Consider the following 16,452-nt stretch of genomic DNA (forward strand, 5'->3'; position numbering starts at 1 on the left):
AGAGCGCGGATGTTCGCCGCCTGCATGCCCTTGGGGCCACGCTCAGCGTCGAATTCGACCTTCTGGTTCTCGCGGAGCTCCTTGAAACCGGAGCCGGCGATAGCCGAATAGTGGGCGAAGAGGTCCTCGGAACCGTCATCAGGAGCGATGAAGCCGAAGCCCTTCTCCGCGTTGAACCATTTCACAGTGCCAGTGGCCATGTGCTTTTCTACTTTCTGTTGAACCGGCCGCCTGCGCGGCCTGCACCACGCCGGAACATCCGACATGCGTGCTCGGTCACGCTACCACGGCGGAGCGTCCCGCCGGGTCGAGCGACCGCTGCGCCAGCGCCGCCTCGGTGCGTGTGCTCACCCCGAGCTTGCGCAGCACCGCCGAGACATGCACGCTCACCGTCTTCACGCTGATGAACAGGCGCTCGCCGATCTGACGGTTGCTCAGGCCCTCGGCGATCAGGTCGAGCACCTGCCGCTCTCGCGCGGTGAGCAGCTCGGCGTCGTCGGACGGCCCTCCGGCGCGCAGCCCCGCGGCCTCCGCGAAGCGCGCCACATCGGCCTGCAGCTGCGCGTGCCCCAGTGCCTCCGCGATGGACGCGGCCTCGTCGACCACGGCCGCCGCCGCTGCGCGCTCGCCATCGTGCACGTGCAGTCGCGCGCGCTCCAGTCGCAGCACCACGCGGAAGGTCACCGGCACGTCGTCGCCGTCCGCGTGGCGCAACGCCGCCTCCACCAGCTCGGGCCGCGGATCGAGCAGCGCGTCGAGCATGGTCGACCACGCGTCGTGCTGCAGCTGCTGCGGCTGCGCGAGCCAGGCTCCGCGGATCGTCGCCGCATCCGCCGCGACATCCGCCCCCGCGGCGCGCAGCTCCGCCAGGATGGCACCGCCCTCCAGCAGCAGCCGCCGCTGATGCAGCAGCGCCGGCTTCTCGTCGTGCACCATCGCGATGATCTCGTCGAGCGCACCGCGCAGGTCGCCGGCGCTCTGCGCCACCGCGACCGCCATCGTCACCCGGTCGTACCAGATCTGCCGCTCGGTGCCCCCGGTCTCCTCGAACGCCGGCAGCCACTCGCGCAGCATCTCCGCCGCCTCGGTCGAGCGCCCGCGCCAGGCCAGCACCCGCACCCTGGTCATGCTCATGTACATCCGGAACACGCGGAGCGTGCCCTGCACGAAGTCGCGCGCCAGCATCTCCTCCACGCGGTCGATGTCGCCCAGCTCCAGCAGGGGCACGATCATGTTCTGCGCCATGATCGACCCGGACGTGCGCTCGACCCGCAGCTCGCGCGCACGGCGCAGCCCCTGCTCCGCGACCTCGACCGCCTCACGGTAGCGACCGAGCAGCGTGAGCAGGTCGGAGTAGTTGACGCGGTAGCGCAGCTCGGCGTTCGACCCGGTCGCCAGCGCCCGCGAGCGCTCGTACTCGCGCACGCCCTCATCGACCGCACCCAGATGCGCCAAGGAGCCGCCGCGCACGTTCGCGGCGATCGACAGCTGGTCCGTCGAACCCGCGGCCTCCGCCCGGCGCTCCGCCTCGTCGGCGAGCCGGATGGCCTCCTCACGGTCGCCCGCGATCATCAGCCGGCTCGCGAGCTGATTGAGCACCTCGGCGCGGAAGCCCTCGTCGGCGACGCGCTCCTCCGCGATCGCCAGGGCCTGCTGCAGCAGCGGGATCGCGCCGAGACGCCCGAGGTTGACCAGGTACAGCGCCTTGTTGCGCAGCAGCCGCGCATGCAGGCGCGGCTCGACGGTCGCGGGATCGACCTCGGCCAGCGCGACGTTGGCGACCGCGAGCGCGCGCTCCCCGTCGCCGGCGTTGCGCAGCACCGACCCGAGCAGGTGCAGCAGGTCGAGGCGGGCGAACCCGGTCGCCTCCTCCGCATCCGGCACCAGCGGCCACAGCTCCAGCACCAGCTCGCCGAAGCGGGCGGCGCTCGCGAACGCATACTGCGCCTTCGCCTGCCGCATGGCCTCCGCCGCGGCGGTGATCGCCCGGCGGTCGTCCTGCGCGAGCTGCCAGTGGTACGCGAGAGCCGCCGCATCGCCGCGATACGCGCCGCCCTCGCACTGCTCCTCCAGGGCCTCGGCGTACGCGCGATGCAGGCGGGCGCGCTCGCCGGGCAGCAGGTCCTCGTGCACGGCCTCGCGCAGTAGCGCATGCCGGAAGCGGTAGTCGTCGTCGCCGACCACGATGATCCCGCTGCGGGCGGCCTCGCGCAGCGCCTCGTCGAGACGGTCTTCCGGCAACCCGGCGAGCCGCGTGATGAGCGGATGGCTGAGCGGACGCTCGGCCCCGGAGACGACCTGCACCACGCGGCGCGCGTCGTCGCCGAGACGGTCGAAGCGGGAGAGCAGCAGATCGCGCAGACTCTCCGGCAGCGGGCCCTGCGAGCACCCCGCGATCTCCTCCACGAAGAAGGGCACGCCCTCGGCCCGCACCTGCAGGCGCTCGAGCGCGGAGGGCGTCGGCGGGCGGCCGGTGATCTGCTCGACCAGCTCGCGCACGGACTCGTCGCCGAGCCGGGAGACCGACAGGCGCTCCAGCAGCCGCGCCCTCGTGGCCTCGCCGATGAAGCGGCTCACCGCGTCACCCCGGCGCACGTCGTCCGTGCGGCACGTGATCAGCAGGAGGATGCGGCCCCGGTTCCACGCCCGCAGCAGGAACGACAGGATCGCCAGGGTGGAGTCGTCCGCCCAGTGCAGGTCTTCGACCACGAGCACCTGCGGCGCGGACTCCGCCGCGGCCTCCACGAGCGAGGCCATCGCGTCGCGCAGACGCTCGGGGCTCGTGCGCTCGCGCTCGGCGGGGGCGTCGACGAGCTCGGGCAGCAGCATCCCGAGGGCCTCGACACCCACGCCGACGGTCGCACGCACGCGCTCGACGCCCATCCGCGCCACGATCGAGCGGAGGATGCCCGTGAGCGGCCCGAACGGCATGCGCGAGGCCCCGAGGTCCAGGCACCAGCCGACATGCACATCGGCCGCGTTCGCGACCTCCTCGCCGAACTCTCGCACCAGGCGCGACTTGCCGATGCCGGCCTCGCCCTCGACCAGGACAGCCGCGGGCACGCCCTCGCGCGCGCCGTCGAACAGACGACGCACCTCGGCGAGCTCGGCGTCTCGCCCGACCATCGCGGCACTGGGGGTGGGGGCCATGGACCCATCGTCCCACTCCCCGCCGACATCGGGGTCGCGGCGCGGGAACGGCAGCACGGGGGCGTCGGTCATCGCGCCGTCGCCGTCTCGCCCGTGCAGACGTGCTGTCCGCCGCGCACCGCGCGCCCGGCCGGGCGACCGGTCGTCAGCCGACGCAGCGCGCGACGCACCGGTCCGGCCTCGCGCGGGACGATCTGGTCCGCGTGCTCGGCGATCATGCGGCGACGCGCGAGCGTGCGCTCGATCTGCTCCTGCTCGTGGGCGGTGACCTGCTGGAAGAGGTAGGGGTGCTCGAACATGATGTCTCCTCGACGGTTGTGCGTATCCCTACACTCCGCTCTGAGGCGCCCGCGCCACATCGGACGGATTCCCTATCTTCCGCACGCCCGCGCCGCGCCCGCGACTAGGGAGGTCGTCCGCTGCCTCAGGCGCGCAGCGGAGAGCGCCGCGCAGACGGCCGCGAGCCGTCCGGCACCAGGATCGCCAGCACCCGCACGAGCGTGGTCATCCACAGCAGCCCGAGCCCCACCACGATCGCCTCGACCGCGGTCACCGCGACCGCCCCGAACGGCCACCACAGCAGCACCGCGACCACCACGAGCACGGCGAGCGCGACGGAGGTGACCACGAGCGCCGGCGGGCGGCCGGGCACCGTGAGCGTGGTGACGGCGGCAGCGGCGAGGAACAGCAGCAGGGCCACGACCGCTGCGATGTCATGCGGCAGCGGCACGCGGTGCAGGGGCAGCAGACCGACCGCGGCGAGCGCCGCACCCGCCGCCGCCCACAGCGCCACGATCGCGGCGAGGCGCGGGAGGGCCTCATCGCCGAGGAGGCGGTGCAGGTCGCGGCCGATGTACGCACCCACGGTCGCGATCAGGAGCCCCGCCACCACGAGCGTGCCGGTGAACGCCCACCCCACGCCGAGCTGCGAGAAGTTCTGCTCCCACCACCGCGGATCGGCCGCCGTCACCATCGCGAACAGCGTCCCGATCACCAGGAACCCGAACAGCAGCGCGGAGAGGTCGGCCGTGCGCAGGCGGATCCCCGCCCCGAACGCGAAGCGCCCTCCGACTGCCGCCGCCACCCCCGCCAGCAGCCCGCCGCCCCACGCACCCAGCTCCAGCCCGCGCAGCCCGACGGCCAGCACCTCGGCGGTGAGCAGCACCCCCATCACGGTCACGGCCGCGAAGGCCACCGTGAGCGCCGTCGCCGACAGGTGCGAGATCACGGCCTGCCACCGTGGCATGCCCGCCGTCTCGCCGCGACGGTGCATGCGGGTGCTCACCGCGAATGCCAGCCCCGCGATCGCCCCGGCCACCGCGGCCACGGGCATCGCCAGCCCGCCGGGCCCTGTCAGCGGTCGCGGATCGCCGCCCAGGAGCAGCGCGCCCGCCACAGCGCCCACGACGAAGCACAGCACCGTCGCCCACACCGCCGTCGCCTCGGCGCGCAGACGCCGCTCCCTCTCCATGTGCTCATGCAAGCACGCGCCTCCGACCTCGGGAACCCCTGAGGTCGGAGGGGACGGACGACCTCAGACCGCGAGCCGCCCGACCGCCCTGGCGCGGATGAGCACCGCGGTGCCGTCGGAGTAGGCCACCGGAAGCTCCTCCACCGCCACGACCTCGATCGTGGCGGGGTCGGCTCCCGCGAGACGCGCCCGCTCCGTCGCCTCCGCCGCGGCATCCTCGCGGGCGGCGCGCCGGTCGGACGGGTCGACGCGGTAGATCTTCTCGATCTGCCCTGCGACCTCGCCGAGCGCCGCCCCCACCGCGTTCGCGGCGCCGAAGTGGTCGGGGCGGAGCAGGGAGTCGACGCCGTCGAGCTCGGCCGGGGCGATGATGCCGCCCCCGCCGACGAGGATCACCGGGATCGGCGCCGCGTTCGGCTTCATGCGGTCGATCGAGTCCTCCAGGATCCCGCGCATGGCCGCCCAGGCGGACGCCCCGAGCTCGACCGGCACCGGAGGCGCGACGAGTCCCTCGACCTGCGCGCCGCCGACCGCGAGCGCGATGTCGGTCGCGGTCAGGGTGTCGCCGCCGAAGGCGAGCCCCTCCTGCGGGAGCCGGAAGCCCACGCTGTCCGGTCCCACACGCGCACCGTCGGCCGTCTCGCGCACGATCGTGCCGCCGCCGAGGCCGACCGACAGCACGTCGGGCATGCGGAAGTTCGTGCGGATGCCGCCGATCTCCACCGCGTGAGCCGACTGCCGCGGGAAGCCGTCGACGAGCACGCCGATGTCGGTCGTGGTACCGCCGATATCGACCACCAGGGCGTCGGTGGCGCCGGAGAGGTGCGCGGCGCCGCGGATGGAGTTCGTCGGCCCGCAGCCGATCGTCAGCACCGGGAACTCCAGGGCGTACTCGAGCTGCATGAGCGTGCCGTCGTTCTGCCCGAAGTACGGCGTCGCCGGGATGCCGCGTTCGCGCAGCGCCGCGACGAAGCCCGCGGCCATCTGCCGCAGCGTCTGCATGAGGGCCGCGTTCAGCACGGTCGCGTTCTCGCGCTCCAGCAGCCCGAGCGAGCCGATCCGCGCCGACCGCGACACCGGCACGCCGAGCTCCTCCGTGACGATCGCGGCGACGCGCTCCTCCTGGCTCTCGTCGATCGGGGCGAACACGCCGACGACGGCGACCGCGTCGACCTCCCCGCGCATGCGGGCACAGGCCGCGCGCACGGCGTCCTCGTCGATCGGAGACAGCACGCGGCCGTCCACCTCGAAGCCGCCCGGCAGCAGGTGCGCGTGGTCGCCGATCGCGGCGCGAAGGTCGTGCGGCCACCCCTCCAGCGGCGGGACGGCCGTGGTGGCCGGGGCGCCGAGGCGGAGGATGCCGACCCGTCCGAGCCCGCGACGCTCCACGATGGCGTTCGTGCAGTGGGTCGTGCCGAGCATCGCGTGCGCGATCAGTGCCGGGTCGACTCCGGAGGCCGCGAGCACCGCGTCGATGGCCGCGGCCACGCCGTCGCCGGTGTCGGCCGTGGTCGGCCGCTTGACGGAGGCGACGACCCGGAGCCGGTCGTCGAGGATGACGGCGTCGGTGTTGGTGCCGCCGACGTCGATCCCGATGCGGTAGCCGCCGACCATCACGCGGCCTCCCCGTCCGTCGTGCGCGGCGCGCGCGCGATGTCCTCGACGGGGACCCACTCCACGTCGTAGCCGAAGTGCCCGGGTCCGGCCGTCCGCAGGCCCTCCGGGGTGCGCCACTTGTCGTGGCAGGGGATCGCGATCACGGCGACCCTGGCACCGTAGCGCAGGGATTCGGTGGTGATCGGCATCCCGGTGGCGAGGTCGAGCACGGCGATGAGGTCGGGCGTGACCGCGGCCAGCGCGCCGTCGCGGCGCCCGAGGAGCATCTCGTTCTGGAAGTCGAGCCGGAAGCCGCTCCCCCGGTCGACGCCGACTCCGACGAGTTCGGCCGCCCCGCGGGTGAAGCCCCCGTCGACCGCGCGCTGCAGATCGGCGACCTTCCCGTCGAACAGCCGCACGGCGCCGAGATCGGCGCACAGGGCCTCGATGCGCTCGTCGTCGCGGAGCTCGCGCCCTGCGGCGTCCCTGCCGCGCAGGATCGTGCCGATGCGACGGGCGAGGGAGAGCGTGCCGGGGATGGCGCACTCGCGCACCACGGCACCGTCGTAGGCGTAGTCGATCATGGTCGCGCCGCCGCCCATCTCGACCGTGACCGCGCGCGCGAGCCGCTCCGACCAGGCGCCGTCGACCGGACGACTGACGACCTCGTTGCCGTGGTGGTCCACGAGCACGGTCGTGCCGGGCCCGTACCCGGCCAGGTGGAATGTGACCATCTGCGCCTCGGGGAAGGCGCGGCCCATGGCGTCCCCGTCGACCACGGGGAGCCCGGCGACCGCGGCGGCCGCGATCGGCAGCATCGAGTTGCCGCCGCCGACCTCGATGGGCATCACGGCGGTCGCGGGGCGGCCGACCGACCGCTCGATCGCGCGCAGGGCGGCGAGCAGCTCGGACTCCGCCTGGATGCGCTCGACGCTCACGGAGGGCGCGCCGATCCCGCCGATGGGGATCACGAAGTCTTCCTCGGTCAGCTCCTCCACCGCGCGCAGCGCGACCGGGCCGTGCAGGCGGATCAGTCGCTTCGCGATCAGCGATCCGACGTGCGGGTCGCCGCCGCCTCCGGTGCCGAGTACCGCTGCGCCGAGGGCGATCTCGTCGATGTCGGCCTCGGTGATCGTGTGCCAGGTCATGCGGTCACCTCGTCGGATGCCGGGGTCGCGGCATCGGGCTGCACACGACGACGCAGCGGCACCAGGGCCAGGTAGACCACGAAGCCGACGAGCAGGCCGTCCAGCGCCGAGATCGAGGTGAGGGTGAACCAGCCGAAGCCGGGCCCGTCGGCCGGGTTCGTCGTGGCGACGGCGACGACGATGCCGGCCACCCACGCGGCGATGGCCCAGCCGTCGACCAGGGGCACGGTCGCCCCGTGCGTCCAGCGGGCGGTCCGCCTTCCGGTGAAGAACGACGCGAGGTACACGCCGCCGTAGGGTGCGATGATCGTGCCGATCACGAGGATGAACTGCACGAAGTAGTCGGCGGCGCCGATCACGCCGACGACGATGCCGATCACGCCGAGCACGATCGTGACGGTGCGGCGGCCGAGCCGCTCGCTGATCGAGGCGAAGGCCAGACCCGCGCTGTAGAGGTTGGTGGTGTTCGTGGTCCACTGCGCCAGGATCAGCACGATCACGGCCACGCCGCCGAGCCCGAGTGCGAAGAAGATCGCCATCAGCTCGGTGCCGTCCATGATGCGGGCGAGCAGGATCGCGACGACGAGGATGATCGAGTTGCCGAAGAAGAACCCGACGAATCCGGCGATCATCGCCTGCTTCGGCGTCTTCGCCCACCGCGCCATGTCGGGGGCGAGCACCACGCCGAGGATGAAGATGCCCATCACGAGCGATACCGCTCCGCCGAACGTGAAGGTCGCCTCGACCCGGGCGTCCAGACCGGCGGCGCCGTGCACGGTGAACGCGACGACGACGCCGACGATCAGCAGGAGCAGCAGCAGCGGCACGGCGAGGGTGCTCAACCGGTTGATGGAACGGTAGCCCCAGAACGCGGTGATGGCCATGAGCACGCCGCCGATGCCGGTGAAGACCTGCACCGGCACATCGAGTCCGGTGAACTCCGCGAAGGCGATCTGGGCGTTCGCGCCGAAGAAGCCGGCCTGCACGGCGTACCAGCCGACGAGGCTGATGGCGATCGCGAGGGCGAGGACGGCGCCGCCGATCCGGCCGAACACGGCCCGGGAGATCATCGCGGTCGACAGACCGGTGGCGGCGCCGACGTAGGCGCAGGCCATCGCGAGCAGTCCGAGCAGGAACGAGCCGAGCGCGGTCGCGCCCATCGCGGGCCAGAACGCCATGCCCGAGGCGAGCGCGACGCCGAGGAAGGCGCCGGAGAGGTCGATGCCGATCGCGATCCAGACGGTCGCGATCGACAGCCAGCTCTTGCGCTGGTCCTGGGGCACGACGCCGTGCTCGTAGTCGGTGGTGGTCATGGGGGCTCCTTGGGAGGGGTCCTGCGGGTCGGTCCGCGGGGCTTCGGGTTCCCTCGGTGCGGAGGACCCGCAGGACGGGTTCAGGGGGCGGCCGTCGATGGGGCCGGGTGGGGGTGCCGGTCGGGGTTCGTGGCCCCGGCCGGCGTCATCGGGAGAGGATCAGGGCGAGGTGCCGCCACGCCTGGTCGAAGCGCTGGCGGTACACCTCGGGGGTGTAGTGGGTGAGCTGGAGGAACAGGCCGTCCATGATGACGAGCACGAGGGCGGTGAAGCCGTCGGCGTCCCCCGCCGCGAAGGCGCCCGCCTCGACGCCGTCGCGGTAGGTCTGGCGCACGGCGGCGGCGAGGGTGGACTCGGAGTCGAGGAAGATCTGCCGCAGCTGCTCGCCGCCCGGCCCGTACTCGGTCACGGCCGCGCGGAGGCTGAACTCGGCCAGGTCGGGGCGGTCGCGGTAGTACGCCTCGATGCCGCCCAGCAGGTGCTGCAGACGCTCGAGCGGGGCGAGGGCCTCGCCGCGGCGGGCGAGGTCGTCGAAGTAGGCCGTGTGGTCGATGACGACCGCGGCGTAGACCTCGGCGTAGAGCGCGTCCTTGCTGGCGAAGTGCGCGTACAGCGAGGGCGTCTTGATCCCGACGGCCTCCGCGATCTCCCGCAGGCTGGTCTCGGCGTAGCCCTGGCGCGCGAAGATCGTGCGGGCTTCGGCGAGGATCGTTGCTCGGGTCATGGCTGCCTAACGACTATTAGTTAGGCAGAGCGTAACCCCGTGTCTCCCCCGGATGCAAGAACGACCACGCCGACCGGAGACGCGAGAAGGCCCGACGGGCGAGCCGTCGGGCCTTCTGTCGTCGAGTGTCAGGCGTCGACGTCGCCGCGCCAGGCGCCGGTCTCCACGCCGCGGCCCTCGATGAACTCCTTGAAGTTCTTCAGGTCCTTCTTGACCGCGTGCGAGCCGGCGCCGACCAGCGACCCGACCTTCTCCAGCAGCCCCTCCGGCTCCCAGTCCAGCTGCACCGTGACCCGCGTGGTGGTCTCGTCGAGCTTGTGGAACGTCACCACGCCCGCGTGCTCGGTCTCGCCGCCCGTGCTGTTCCACGCGACACGCTCATCCGGGTGCTGCTCGGTGATCACGGCGTCGAACTCGCGCTCCGCGCCACCGACCTTCACCTTCCAGTGCGTGTGGGTGTCGTCGAGCTGCGTGATGGACACGACCTCGTCGAGGAACTTCGGGAAGCTCTCGAACTGCGTCCACTGGTTGTACGCCGTGCGGACGGGAACGTCGACGTCGATGGTCTCGATGATCTGCACCATGGGATGCTCCTCACTGTTCGTCGTTCGTGTGCCTCCATTCAGCCCGGTGCCGCACGGATCGGCGATGGGGTTGACAGGGGCCGCCGCAGACCCGTAGCGCTGCGATGCACCCGCCCCGCCCGGCGGACTAGCGTGGGGTCATGCGCATCCCCGCCGCGATCCGCGCCCCCAAGCGGTCACCGCTGCTGCAGGTGGTCAAGTCGGCGGCCGCGACGATCGCCGCCTGGCTGATCGCCGGGTGGGTCTTCCCCGGTCAGCTCCCCGTGTTCGCCGCGATCGCCGCCCTGCTCGTGGTGCAGCCCAGCGTGAACCAGTCGCTGTCCAAGGCTCTGGAGCGCAGCATCGGCGTGATCGTCGGCGTCCTGATCGCGATCGCGCTCGGGCTGCTGCTGGGCTCGCCGAGCTGGATCGTGCTGCTCGCGATCGTGGTGGCGATGCTCGTGGCCTGGATCCTCCGCGCCTCTCCCGGCACCGGCAACCAGGTCGCGATCTCGGCCATGCTCGTGCTGGCGCTGGGCTCGTCGAGCCCGGAGTACGCGATCGCCCGGATCGGCGAGACGCTGATCGGCGTCGCGATCGGCATCGTCGTGAACGCGCTGATCGTGCCCCCCGTGCTGATCGAGCCCGCGCGGCGGGACGTGGCGCTGCTCGGCCGCGAGCTCGCGGCGAGCCTCGACCGCCTCGCTGCCGCACTGATCGCGCCGCAGACGCCCGAGCGGCTGCAGGAGCTGATGCTGGAGGTGCGCCTCCTGCGCCCCATGAAGGACGCGGCGGAGGCGTCGATCGCAGCGGGCGAGGAATCGCTGACCCTCAATCCGCGGCGCTCGGTGCATCGCGACGATCTGCGCGCGCTGCGCACCCTGCTCGAGAAGCTGTCTCCCATCGTCACCCAGACGATCGGCATGACCAGGGCGTATTTCGACCACTACGACGACGCCCTCGCGACGGAGCCGGCGGTGGCCGCGATCGCGGAGCAGCTGCACCGTGCGGGGCACGACGTCCGCCTCGCGGTGCAAGGTGCGGAGGCGCTGACGGAGCCGGAGGCGCTGACCTCGACGATCCCCGCTCTCACCGCCCCGCTCGTGATCCGTCCCCCCTCGTCGCAGCACTGGATCCTGATCGGGTCGCTGATGGAGGACCTGCGCCGCATCCGGGGCGAACTGCTCGACGAGGACTGACCTCGGGCGCGTACTCTAGCTGCATGCCCGCCATGACCGCCGCGGCCGCCCTCGCCGAGCTGGCGGCGCTCGAGGATCCGAAGCAGCGCGCCGCGAACGAGAAGCGCGGCGACGACCACGGCATCAACCTGAGCCGCCTGCGGGCGCTGGCGAAGACGATCAAGACCGACCAGCCGCTGGCGCGCGAGCTGTGGGCCACCGGCGACACGGCCGCGCGGCTGCTCGCCCTGCTGCTCTGCCGCCCCTCCGCGTTCGACGCCGACGAGCTCGACGCCATGCTGCGCGAGACCCGCCCGCCCAAGGTGAACGACTGGTTCGTGAACTACGTCGCGAAGAAGACCCCGCTGGCCGAGGAGCTGCGCGTGCGGTGGTTTGAGGATCCGGATCCCACGGTCGCCGCCGCCGCCTGGTCGCTCACCACCGTGCGCGTCGCGAAGGGCGGTGAGGGGCTGGATCTGCCGGACCTGCTCGACCGCATCGAGCGCGAGCTGGCGGACGCGCCGGCGCGGCTGCAGTGGGCGATGAACGAGACGCTCGCCACGATCGGCATCTTCCACCCCGGGCTGCGCGCGAGGGCGGTGGCCATCGGCGAGCGGCTGCAGGTGCTCGCCGACTACCCGACGCCACCGGGGTGCACCTCTCCCTTCGCGCCGCTCTGGATCGCCGAGATCGTCCGTCGCCGCGAAGGCTGAGCGCTCCCGCACGGTTCGCCGAATGAGAGGGTAACGTTATACACTTCATGCGTCGCGAGCACTCTGGGGGTGATCGCACAGGGCGATCTCTGCTGCGCGCGACGCGAGAATCTGGGGAGAATCATGGCCACGCAGGATGAGCTGAATCAGCTGATCGACGACATCGCGGGCGACATCAACGGCTTCATCGGCGCCTCGATCGTCGACCTGGAGTCCGGGCTGCCGCTCACGTCGAGCTCGACCCGCCCCGACTTCGATCTCGAGGTCGCGAGCGCGTACAACAGCGAGATCGTCAAGAACAAGAAGAGGACCATCGAGGCGCTCGGGCTCGAGGCGACGCTGGAGGACATGCTGCTGACGCTGGACACGCAGCTGCATCTGCTCAAGCTGATCGACGACCAGCTGTTCCTCTACCTCGCGGCCGACCGGCAGGCGACGAACCTGGCGCTGCTGCGCTCGGCCGTCAACCGCCACGTCGCGGCCCTCAACGCTTGATCGACGAGGCCGTCGGGAACGGCCTCGGGAGCCCGTGGCCGCGCAGGCGGCGCTCCTCGGACACGATGTCGAGACGCTCGCGGTGGCGGCGTCCCGACATGCCGACCCGATATCGCATGATCTTCGCGGGGCCCGTCGGTGCCGGGAAGACGACCGCCGTGCGCGCGCTGAGCGACGTCCCGATGGTCGACACCGAGGTGCCGATGTCGGCGGTCACGCCCGAGGGCGAGGACAAGACGACGACGACGGTCGGGCTCGACTACGGCTCGTGGAAGCCGACGGCCGAGGTCTCGGTGGCTCTCATCGGCATCCCCGGCCAGCAGCGCTTCGCCTCGGCACGCCAGACTGCGACGCTTCCCGGCACCCGCATCCTGCTGTGGCTGCGCGCCGACCGACCGGACATGGCCGCGGAGGCCGAGGCCTGGCTCGCCGAGTTCGCGGGCCAGGAGCATCGGGTGGTCATCGCCATCAGCCACGCCCCCGATCGGACGGTGGGCTCGCTGCGGCGCGCGCTCGCCGAGGTGCTCCAGCGGCACGGGCTTCCGCCCGCTCGGGTGCTCCTCGCCGACGCGCGCGACCGCGACAGCGTGATCCGCGTCGCGTGCGCGGCACTCGACCTTCCTGAGGAGAACAGATGAAGACACACGGAGAGGCGGAGGGTGCTCCGCACGACCCGGCGCGGATGCATCCCGACATCGCCGGCAACTGGACGCTGTGGTCCGGGATCGTGAACCAGTCGGCGATCACCCGGCTGGAGCAGCTGCGGGGGCGCTTCCCCGAGCTCACGACAGCGGTGCTCGGCACCGCGGACGGCCTGCACATCGCGTCGATCGGGATCGAGGCCGAGTCGGGCGACCAGCTCGCCGCGATGAACAGCTCGCTGTTCCGCGTGGCGAGGGCGGAGGCCGACATCATCTCGGGCGGCACGGAGCCGACGCTGTCGGCCATCGTGTCCCTGTCGGTCGAGGAGAGCCAGATGGCGCTGCTGAGCTTCATCCTCGCGCCGTACGGGCAGCTGCTGCTGTCGGTGTCGGCCACCGAATCGCAGCTGGGCGCCGTCATCGTGCACGCCCGTTCCACGGCCTACGAGCTGCTGACCGCCCTGGGCGTCGCGGGATCGACCGCCTGAGGGGTGCGATGATCGAAGGACCATGACCTCCGCGCCGCGTCTCGAGCCCACCACCGTTCTCGACGCGGCCGACCCCGATGCGGTCTACCTCGCCTTCGTGGAATGGGCGGAGTCCACGGGCATCCGTCTCTACCCGGCCCAGGACGAGGCGCTGATCGAGATCGTCTCCGGGCACAACCTGATCCTCTCGACCCCCACCGGGACGGGCAAGTCGCTGGTCGCGGTGGGCGCGCACTTCGCGGCCCTGGTCGGCGGGCGGCGCAGCTACTACACGGCACCCATCAAGGCCCTCGTGAGCGAGAAGTTCTTCGCTCTGGTCGAGGTGTTCGGCGCCGAGAACGTCGGGATGATCACCGGCGACTCGTCCGTCAACCCCGAGGCGCCGATCATCTGCTGCACGGCCGAGATCCTTGCGAACCTCGCCCTGCGGCAGGGTCCCGCCGCCGATGTGGGCCTGGTCGTGATGGACGAGTTCCACTTCTACGCCGACCCCGACCGGGGCTGGGCGTGGCAGGTGCCGCTCCTGGAGCTGCCCCAGGTGCAGTTCGTGCTGATGTCGGCCACGCTCGGCGACGTCACCGCGCTGTCCGCCGACCTGACCAGGCGCACGGGCAGGGAGACCGCGTCGGTCACGGGTGTCGAGCGACCGGTGCCGCTGCACTACTTCTACGAGACGACGCCCATCCACGAGACGATCGACGACCTGCTCAACACCGGCCAGGCGCCGATCTACATCGTGCACTTCTCCCAGGCCGCCGCCATGGAGCGTGCCCAGGCGCTGTCCAGCACCAAGGTCGCCTCCCGCGAGCAGCGCGACGAGATCGCGGCCCTGATCGCCGAGTTCCGGTTCACCACGGCGTTCGGCAAGACCCTGTCCCGGTTCCTGCGCGCCGGGATCGGCGTACACCATGCGGGGATGCTGCCGAAGTACCGCCGGCTCGTGGAGCAGCTCGCCCAGCGCGGACTGCTGCGCGTGATCTGCGGCACCGACACCCTGGGCGTCGGCATCAACGTGCCCATCCGCACCGTGCTGCTGACCGCGCTCACCAAGTTCGACGGCACGCGGATGCGCCAGCTCAACGCGCGCGAGTTCCATCAGATCGCCGGGCGTGCGGGGCGCGCCGGCTACGACACCGCCGGCACCGTGGTGGCCCAGGCGCCCGAGCACGAGACGGAGAACCTGGCCGCGATCCGCAAGGCCGGTGACGACCCGAAGAAGAAGCGGAAGATCATCCGCAAGAAGGCGCCGGACGGCTTCGTGTCGTGGGGCGAGCCGTCGTTCCGCAAGCTCATCGAGCAGACGCCCGAGACGCTGACCTCGCACATGCAGATCACGAGCGCCATGATGCTGAACGTCATCGCGCGCGGCGGCGACGTCTTCGGCAACGTGCGCCGGCTCGTGTACGACAACCACGAGACGCGGGCACGGCAGCGGGAACTGGCGCTGCGCGCGATCGGGATCTTCCGCACGCTGCGGGAGTCGGGCGTGGTCGAGCGCACGCCCGATGGCGAGATCCGCCTCACGGTCGACCTGCAGCCCAACTTCGCCCTGAACCAGCCGCTGTCGCCGTTCGCGCTCGCGGCGTTCGACCTGCTCGACCCCGACCCCGCCGCCGGCACGGGCACCGGTTCGTACGCGCTCGACATGATCTCCATCGTCGAGTCCACGCTCGACGACCCCCGTGCGGTGCTCAGTCAGCAGGAGTTCCTGGCGCGCGGCGAGGCCGTCGCCGCCATGAAGGCCGAGGGCATCGAGTACGACGAGCGGATGGAGCTGCTCGAGCAGATCACGTACCCGAAGCCGCTGGAAGAGCTGCTGGGCGCCGCCTTCGAGACGTTCAGCGCCGCCCAGCCCTGGATCCGCGACTTCGCGCTGCACCCGAAGTCGGTCGTTCGCGACATGTACGAGCGGGCCATGTCGTTCGGCGAGTACGTGGCGTTCTACAAGATCGCCCGCTCGGAGGGCGTGGTGCTGCGCTACCTCTCCGACGCGTATCGGGCGGCCGCGCAGACCATCCCGGAGGAGCGCAAGGACGAGGATCTGCGCGACCTCATCGCCTGGCTCGGCGAGCTTGTGCGGCAGATCGACTCGAGCCTGCTGGACGAGTGGGCGGAGCTGGCCGCCGGGACCGACAACGGCCGCTTCGACCCGCACGGCCACGACGAGCCCGTCGTACCACCGGCGCCGAAGCGCCTCACCAGCAACGCCAGGGCCTTCCGCACGCTCGTGCGCAACGAGCTGTTCCGCCGCGTGCAGCTCGCGGCGCGGGAGGACGTGGAGGCGCTGGCCGCGCTCGATCCCGGCTTCGGCGCGGCGGCGTGGTCGGACGCGCTCGACGCGTACTTCGCCGAGCACGACGAGATCCTGACCGGGGCGGACGCCCGCAGCTCCCGCCTGCTGCTGCTCGACGAGGGGTCGACCGTGTGGACCGTGCGACAGATCCTCGACGATCCCGCGGGCGACCACGACTGGGGCATCAGTGCGACGGTCGACCTCGCGGCGTCCGACGAGGCAGGTGAGGCGGTGGTCGCGGTCACCGCGGTCGATCGGCTCTGAGGCGCGGTCAGGCCTGCATCACCGCGAGCACGTTACCCGCCGGATCGCGGAACCAGCAGATGTCCGGGCCCCTGTCACCGCCGCGCACGATGCCCCGTTCGTCCGAGGGGAACACGTGATCGGGGTAGATCTTGGTCTGCACACCCTTTGCGATGAGCTCGTCGACCGCGGCGTCCAGATCCGCGACCGGGAAGTTCAGGATGGTGAAGCCGGCCGGCTCGTGGTTCGGCTTGTCGTACACGAGGATGCTGCCGCCGCTGGCGAGCCGGATCTCGAGGAACCCCATCGGATTCCGCTCGACGTTGAGCCCGAGGGTGTCGCCGTAGAACCGTCTGGCCGCGTCGAGATCGTCGACACTGAACCCGCTGAACGCGTCTTGCACCGTGAACGCCGTCATCCCTCCAGGATCCGCCTC

Annotated in this window: 16 protein-coding genes; 6 read left to right on the forward strand and 10 right to left on the reverse strand. The window is 71.7% G+C overall.

The genetic code is table 11. From position 1 onward, the window contains the following. The 9 genes from M3C17_RS09325 to M3C17_RS09365 all read right to left on the reverse strand — a co-directional run. Positions 1-200: cold-shock protein (locus tag M3C17_RS09325; protein WP_050723174.1), on the reverse strand; the 200-nt coding region annotated here is incomplete at its 3' end. 76 nt (positions 201-276) lie between these two features. After that, positions 277-3,222, reverse strand: coding sequence for a helix-turn-helix transcriptional regulator (locus tag M3C17_RS09330; RefSeq protein ID WP_259977402.1), 2,946 nt, complete (start codon positions 3,220-3,222; stop codon positions 277-279). Further along, entirely contained in the window at positions 3,219-3,449 is a 231-nt protein-coding gene (locus M3C17_RS09335; protein WP_259977403.1) for a hypothetical protein, read from the reverse strand. The genes M3C17_RS09330 and M3C17_RS09335 overlap by 4 nt, the downstream gene beginning before the upstream one ends. Positions 3,450-3,574: 125 nt before the next feature. Beyond that, on the reverse strand, positions 3,575-4,621 hold the full coding sequence (locus tag M3C17_RS09340) for a DUF998 domain-containing protein (protein ID WP_259977404.1): 1,047 nt from the start codon (positions 4,619-4,621) through the stop codon (positions 3,575-3,577). A 63-nt stretch (positions 4,622-4,684) separates the two neighbouring features. Further along, positions 4,685-6,235: a hydantoinase/oxoprolinase family protein gene (locus tag M3C17_RS09345; RefSeq protein ID WP_259977460.1), complete on the reverse strand. Its 1,551-nt coding sequence runs from the start codon at positions 6,233-6,235 to the stop codon at positions 4,685-4,687. Further along, on the reverse strand, positions 6,235-7,365 hold the full coding sequence (locus M3C17_RS09350; RefSeq protein WP_259977405.1) for a DUF917 domain-containing protein: 1,131 nt from the start codon (positions 7,363-7,365) through the stop codon (positions 6,235-6,237). The genes M3C17_RS09345 and M3C17_RS09350 overlap by 1 nt, the downstream gene beginning before the upstream one ends. Further along, complete coding sequence (locus M3C17_RS09355) at positions 7,362-8,678, reverse strand: cytosine permease (RefSeq protein ID WP_259977406.1); 1,317 nt, start codon at positions 8,676-8,678, stop codon at positions 7,362-7,364. Before M3C17_RS09355 ends, M3C17_RS09350 begins: the two co-directional genes overlap by 4 nt. 145 nt (positions 8,679-8,823) lie before the next feature. After that, positions 8,824-9,402 carry a TetR/AcrR family transcriptional regulator gene (locus M3C17_RS09360; protein ID WP_259977407.1) on the reverse strand — a complete coding sequence of 193 codons (579 nt, stop codon included), beginning with the start codon at positions 9,400-9,402 and terminating at the stop codon, positions 8,824-8,826. 128 nt (positions 9,403-9,530) lie between these two features. Continuing rightward, positions 9,531-9,986 carry an SRPBCC family protein gene (locus M3C17_RS09365; RefSeq protein WP_259977408.1) on the reverse strand — a complete coding sequence of 152 codons (456 nt, stop codon included), beginning with the start codon at positions 9,984-9,986 and terminating at the stop codon, positions 9,531-9,533. A gap of 140 nt (positions 9,987-10,126) precedes the next feature. Here M3C17_RS09365 and M3C17_RS09370 point away from each other — a divergent pair, with 140 nt between their 5' ends. From M3C17_RS09370 to M3C17_RS09395, 6 genes are all read left to right on the forward strand, one after another. After that, positions 10,127-11,164, forward strand: a complete 1,038-nt coding sequence (locus M3C17_RS09370) for an aromatic acid exporter family protein (protein ID WP_259977409.1) — start codon at positions 10,127-10,129, stop codon at positions 11,162-11,164. 23 nt (positions 11,165-11,187) lie between these two features. Beyond that, the gene (locus tag M3C17_RS09375) at positions 11,188-11,856 is read left to right on the forward strand and encodes a DNA alkylation repair protein (protein WP_259977410.1); all 669 of its coding nucleotides are present in this window, start codon (positions 11,188-11,190) and stop codon (positions 11,854-11,856) included. 123 nt (positions 11,857-11,979) lie between these two features. Then, positions 11,980-12,351 carry a hypothetical protein gene (locus tag M3C17_RS09380; protein ID WP_259977411.1) on the forward strand — a complete coding sequence of 124 codons (372 nt, stop codon included), beginning with the start codon at positions 11,980-11,982 and terminating at the stop codon, positions 12,349-12,351. A 98-nt stretch (positions 12,352-12,449) separates the two neighbouring features. Continuing rightward, a complete protein-coding gene (locus tag M3C17_RS09385) occupies positions 12,450-12,989 on the forward strand; it encodes a hypothetical protein (RefSeq protein WP_259977412.1) in 540 nt (179 codons plus the stop codon). Beyond that, complete coding sequence (locus M3C17_RS09390; RefSeq protein WP_259977413.1) at positions 12,986-13,480, forward strand: roadblock/LC7 domain-containing protein; 495 nt, start codon at positions 12,986-12,988, stop codon at positions 13,478-13,480. The genes M3C17_RS09385 and M3C17_RS09390 overlap by 4 nt, the downstream gene beginning before the upstream one ends. 22 nt (positions 13,481-13,502) lie before the next feature. Continuing rightward, the gene (locus tag M3C17_RS09395; RefSeq protein WP_259977414.1) at positions 13,503-16,037 is read left to right on the forward strand and encodes an RNA helicase; all 2,535 of its coding nucleotides are present in this window, start codon (positions 13,503-13,505) and stop codon (positions 16,035-16,037) included. A gap of 7 nt (positions 16,038-16,044) precedes the next feature. Here the strand turns inward: M3C17_RS09395 and M3C17_RS09400 are convergent, their stop codons facing one another. After that, positions 16,045-16,434, reverse strand: a complete 390-nt coding sequence (locus M3C17_RS09400; RefSeq protein WP_259977415.1) for a VOC family protein — start codon at positions 16,432-16,434, stop codon at positions 16,045-16,047. Positions 16,435-16,452: the final 18 nt, after the last annotated feature.

This window comes from Microbacterium sp. p3-SID336, assembly GCF_025143365.1.
GTDB lineage: Bacteria > Actinomycetota > Actinomycetes > Actinomycetales > Microbacteriaceae > Microbacterium.

Bases quoted from the DNA above. Each gene is read 5' to 3' on its own strand.
- M3C17_RS09390 (WP_259977413.1), top strand. From the start codon at position 12,986: ATGAAGACACACGGAGAGGCGGAGGGTGCTCCGCACGACCCGGCGCGG.
- M3C17_RS09395 (WP_259977414.1), top strand. From the start codon at position 13,503: ATGACCTCCGCGCCGCGTCTCGAGCCCACCACCGTTCTCGACGCGGCC.
- M3C17_RS09335 (WP_259977403.1), bottom strand. From the start codon at position 3,449: ATGTTCGAGCACCCCTACCTCTTCCAGCAGGTCACCGCCCACGAGCAG.
- M3C17_RS09345 (WP_259977460.1), bottom strand. From the start codon at position 6,235: ATGGTCGGCGGCTACCGCATCGGGATCGACGTCGGCGGCACCAACACC.
- M3C17_RS09350 (WP_259977405.1), bottom strand. From the start codon at position 7,365: ATGACCTGGCACACGATCACCGAGGCCGACATCGACGAGATCGCCCTC.
- M3C17_RS09375 (WP_259977410.1), top strand. From the start codon at position 11,188: ATGCCCGCCATGACCGCCGCGGCCGCCCTCGCCGAGCTGGCGGCGCTC.
- M3C17_RS09360 (WP_259977407.1), bottom strand. From the start codon at position 9,402: ATGACCCGAGCAACGATCCTCGCCGAAGCCCGCACGATCTTCGCGCGC.
- M3C17_RS09385 (WP_259977412.1), top strand. From the start codon at position 12,450: ATGCCGACCCGATATCGCATGATCTTCGCGGGGCCCGTCGGTGCCGGG.
- M3C17_RS09380 (WP_259977411.1), top strand. From the start codon at position 11,980: ATGGCCACGCAGGATGAGCTGAATCAGCTGATCGACGACATCGCGGGC.
- M3C17_RS09355 (WP_259977406.1), bottom strand. From the start codon at position 8,678: ATGACCACCACCGACTACGAGCACGGCGTCGTGCCCCAGGACCAGCGC.
- M3C17_RS09370 (WP_259977409.1), top strand. From the start codon at position 10,127: ATGCGCATCCCCGCCGCGATCCGCGCCCCCAAGCGGTCACCGCTGCTG.
- M3C17_RS09340 (WP_259977404.1), bottom strand. From the start codon at position 4,621: ATGGAGAGGGAGCGGCGTCTGCGCGCCGAGGCGACGGCGGTGTGGGCG.
- M3C17_RS09330 (WP_259977402.1), bottom strand. From the start codon at position 3,222: ATGACCGACGCCCCCGTGCTGCCGTTCCCGCGCCGCGACCCCGATGTC.
- M3C17_RS09400 (WP_259977415.1), bottom strand. From the start codon at position 16,434: ATGACGGCGTTCACGGTGCAAGACGCGTTCAGCGGGTTCAGTGTCGAC.
- M3C17_RS09365 (WP_259977408.1), bottom strand. From the start codon at position 9,986: ATGGTGCAGATCATCGAGACCATCGACGTCGACGTTCCCGTCCGCACG.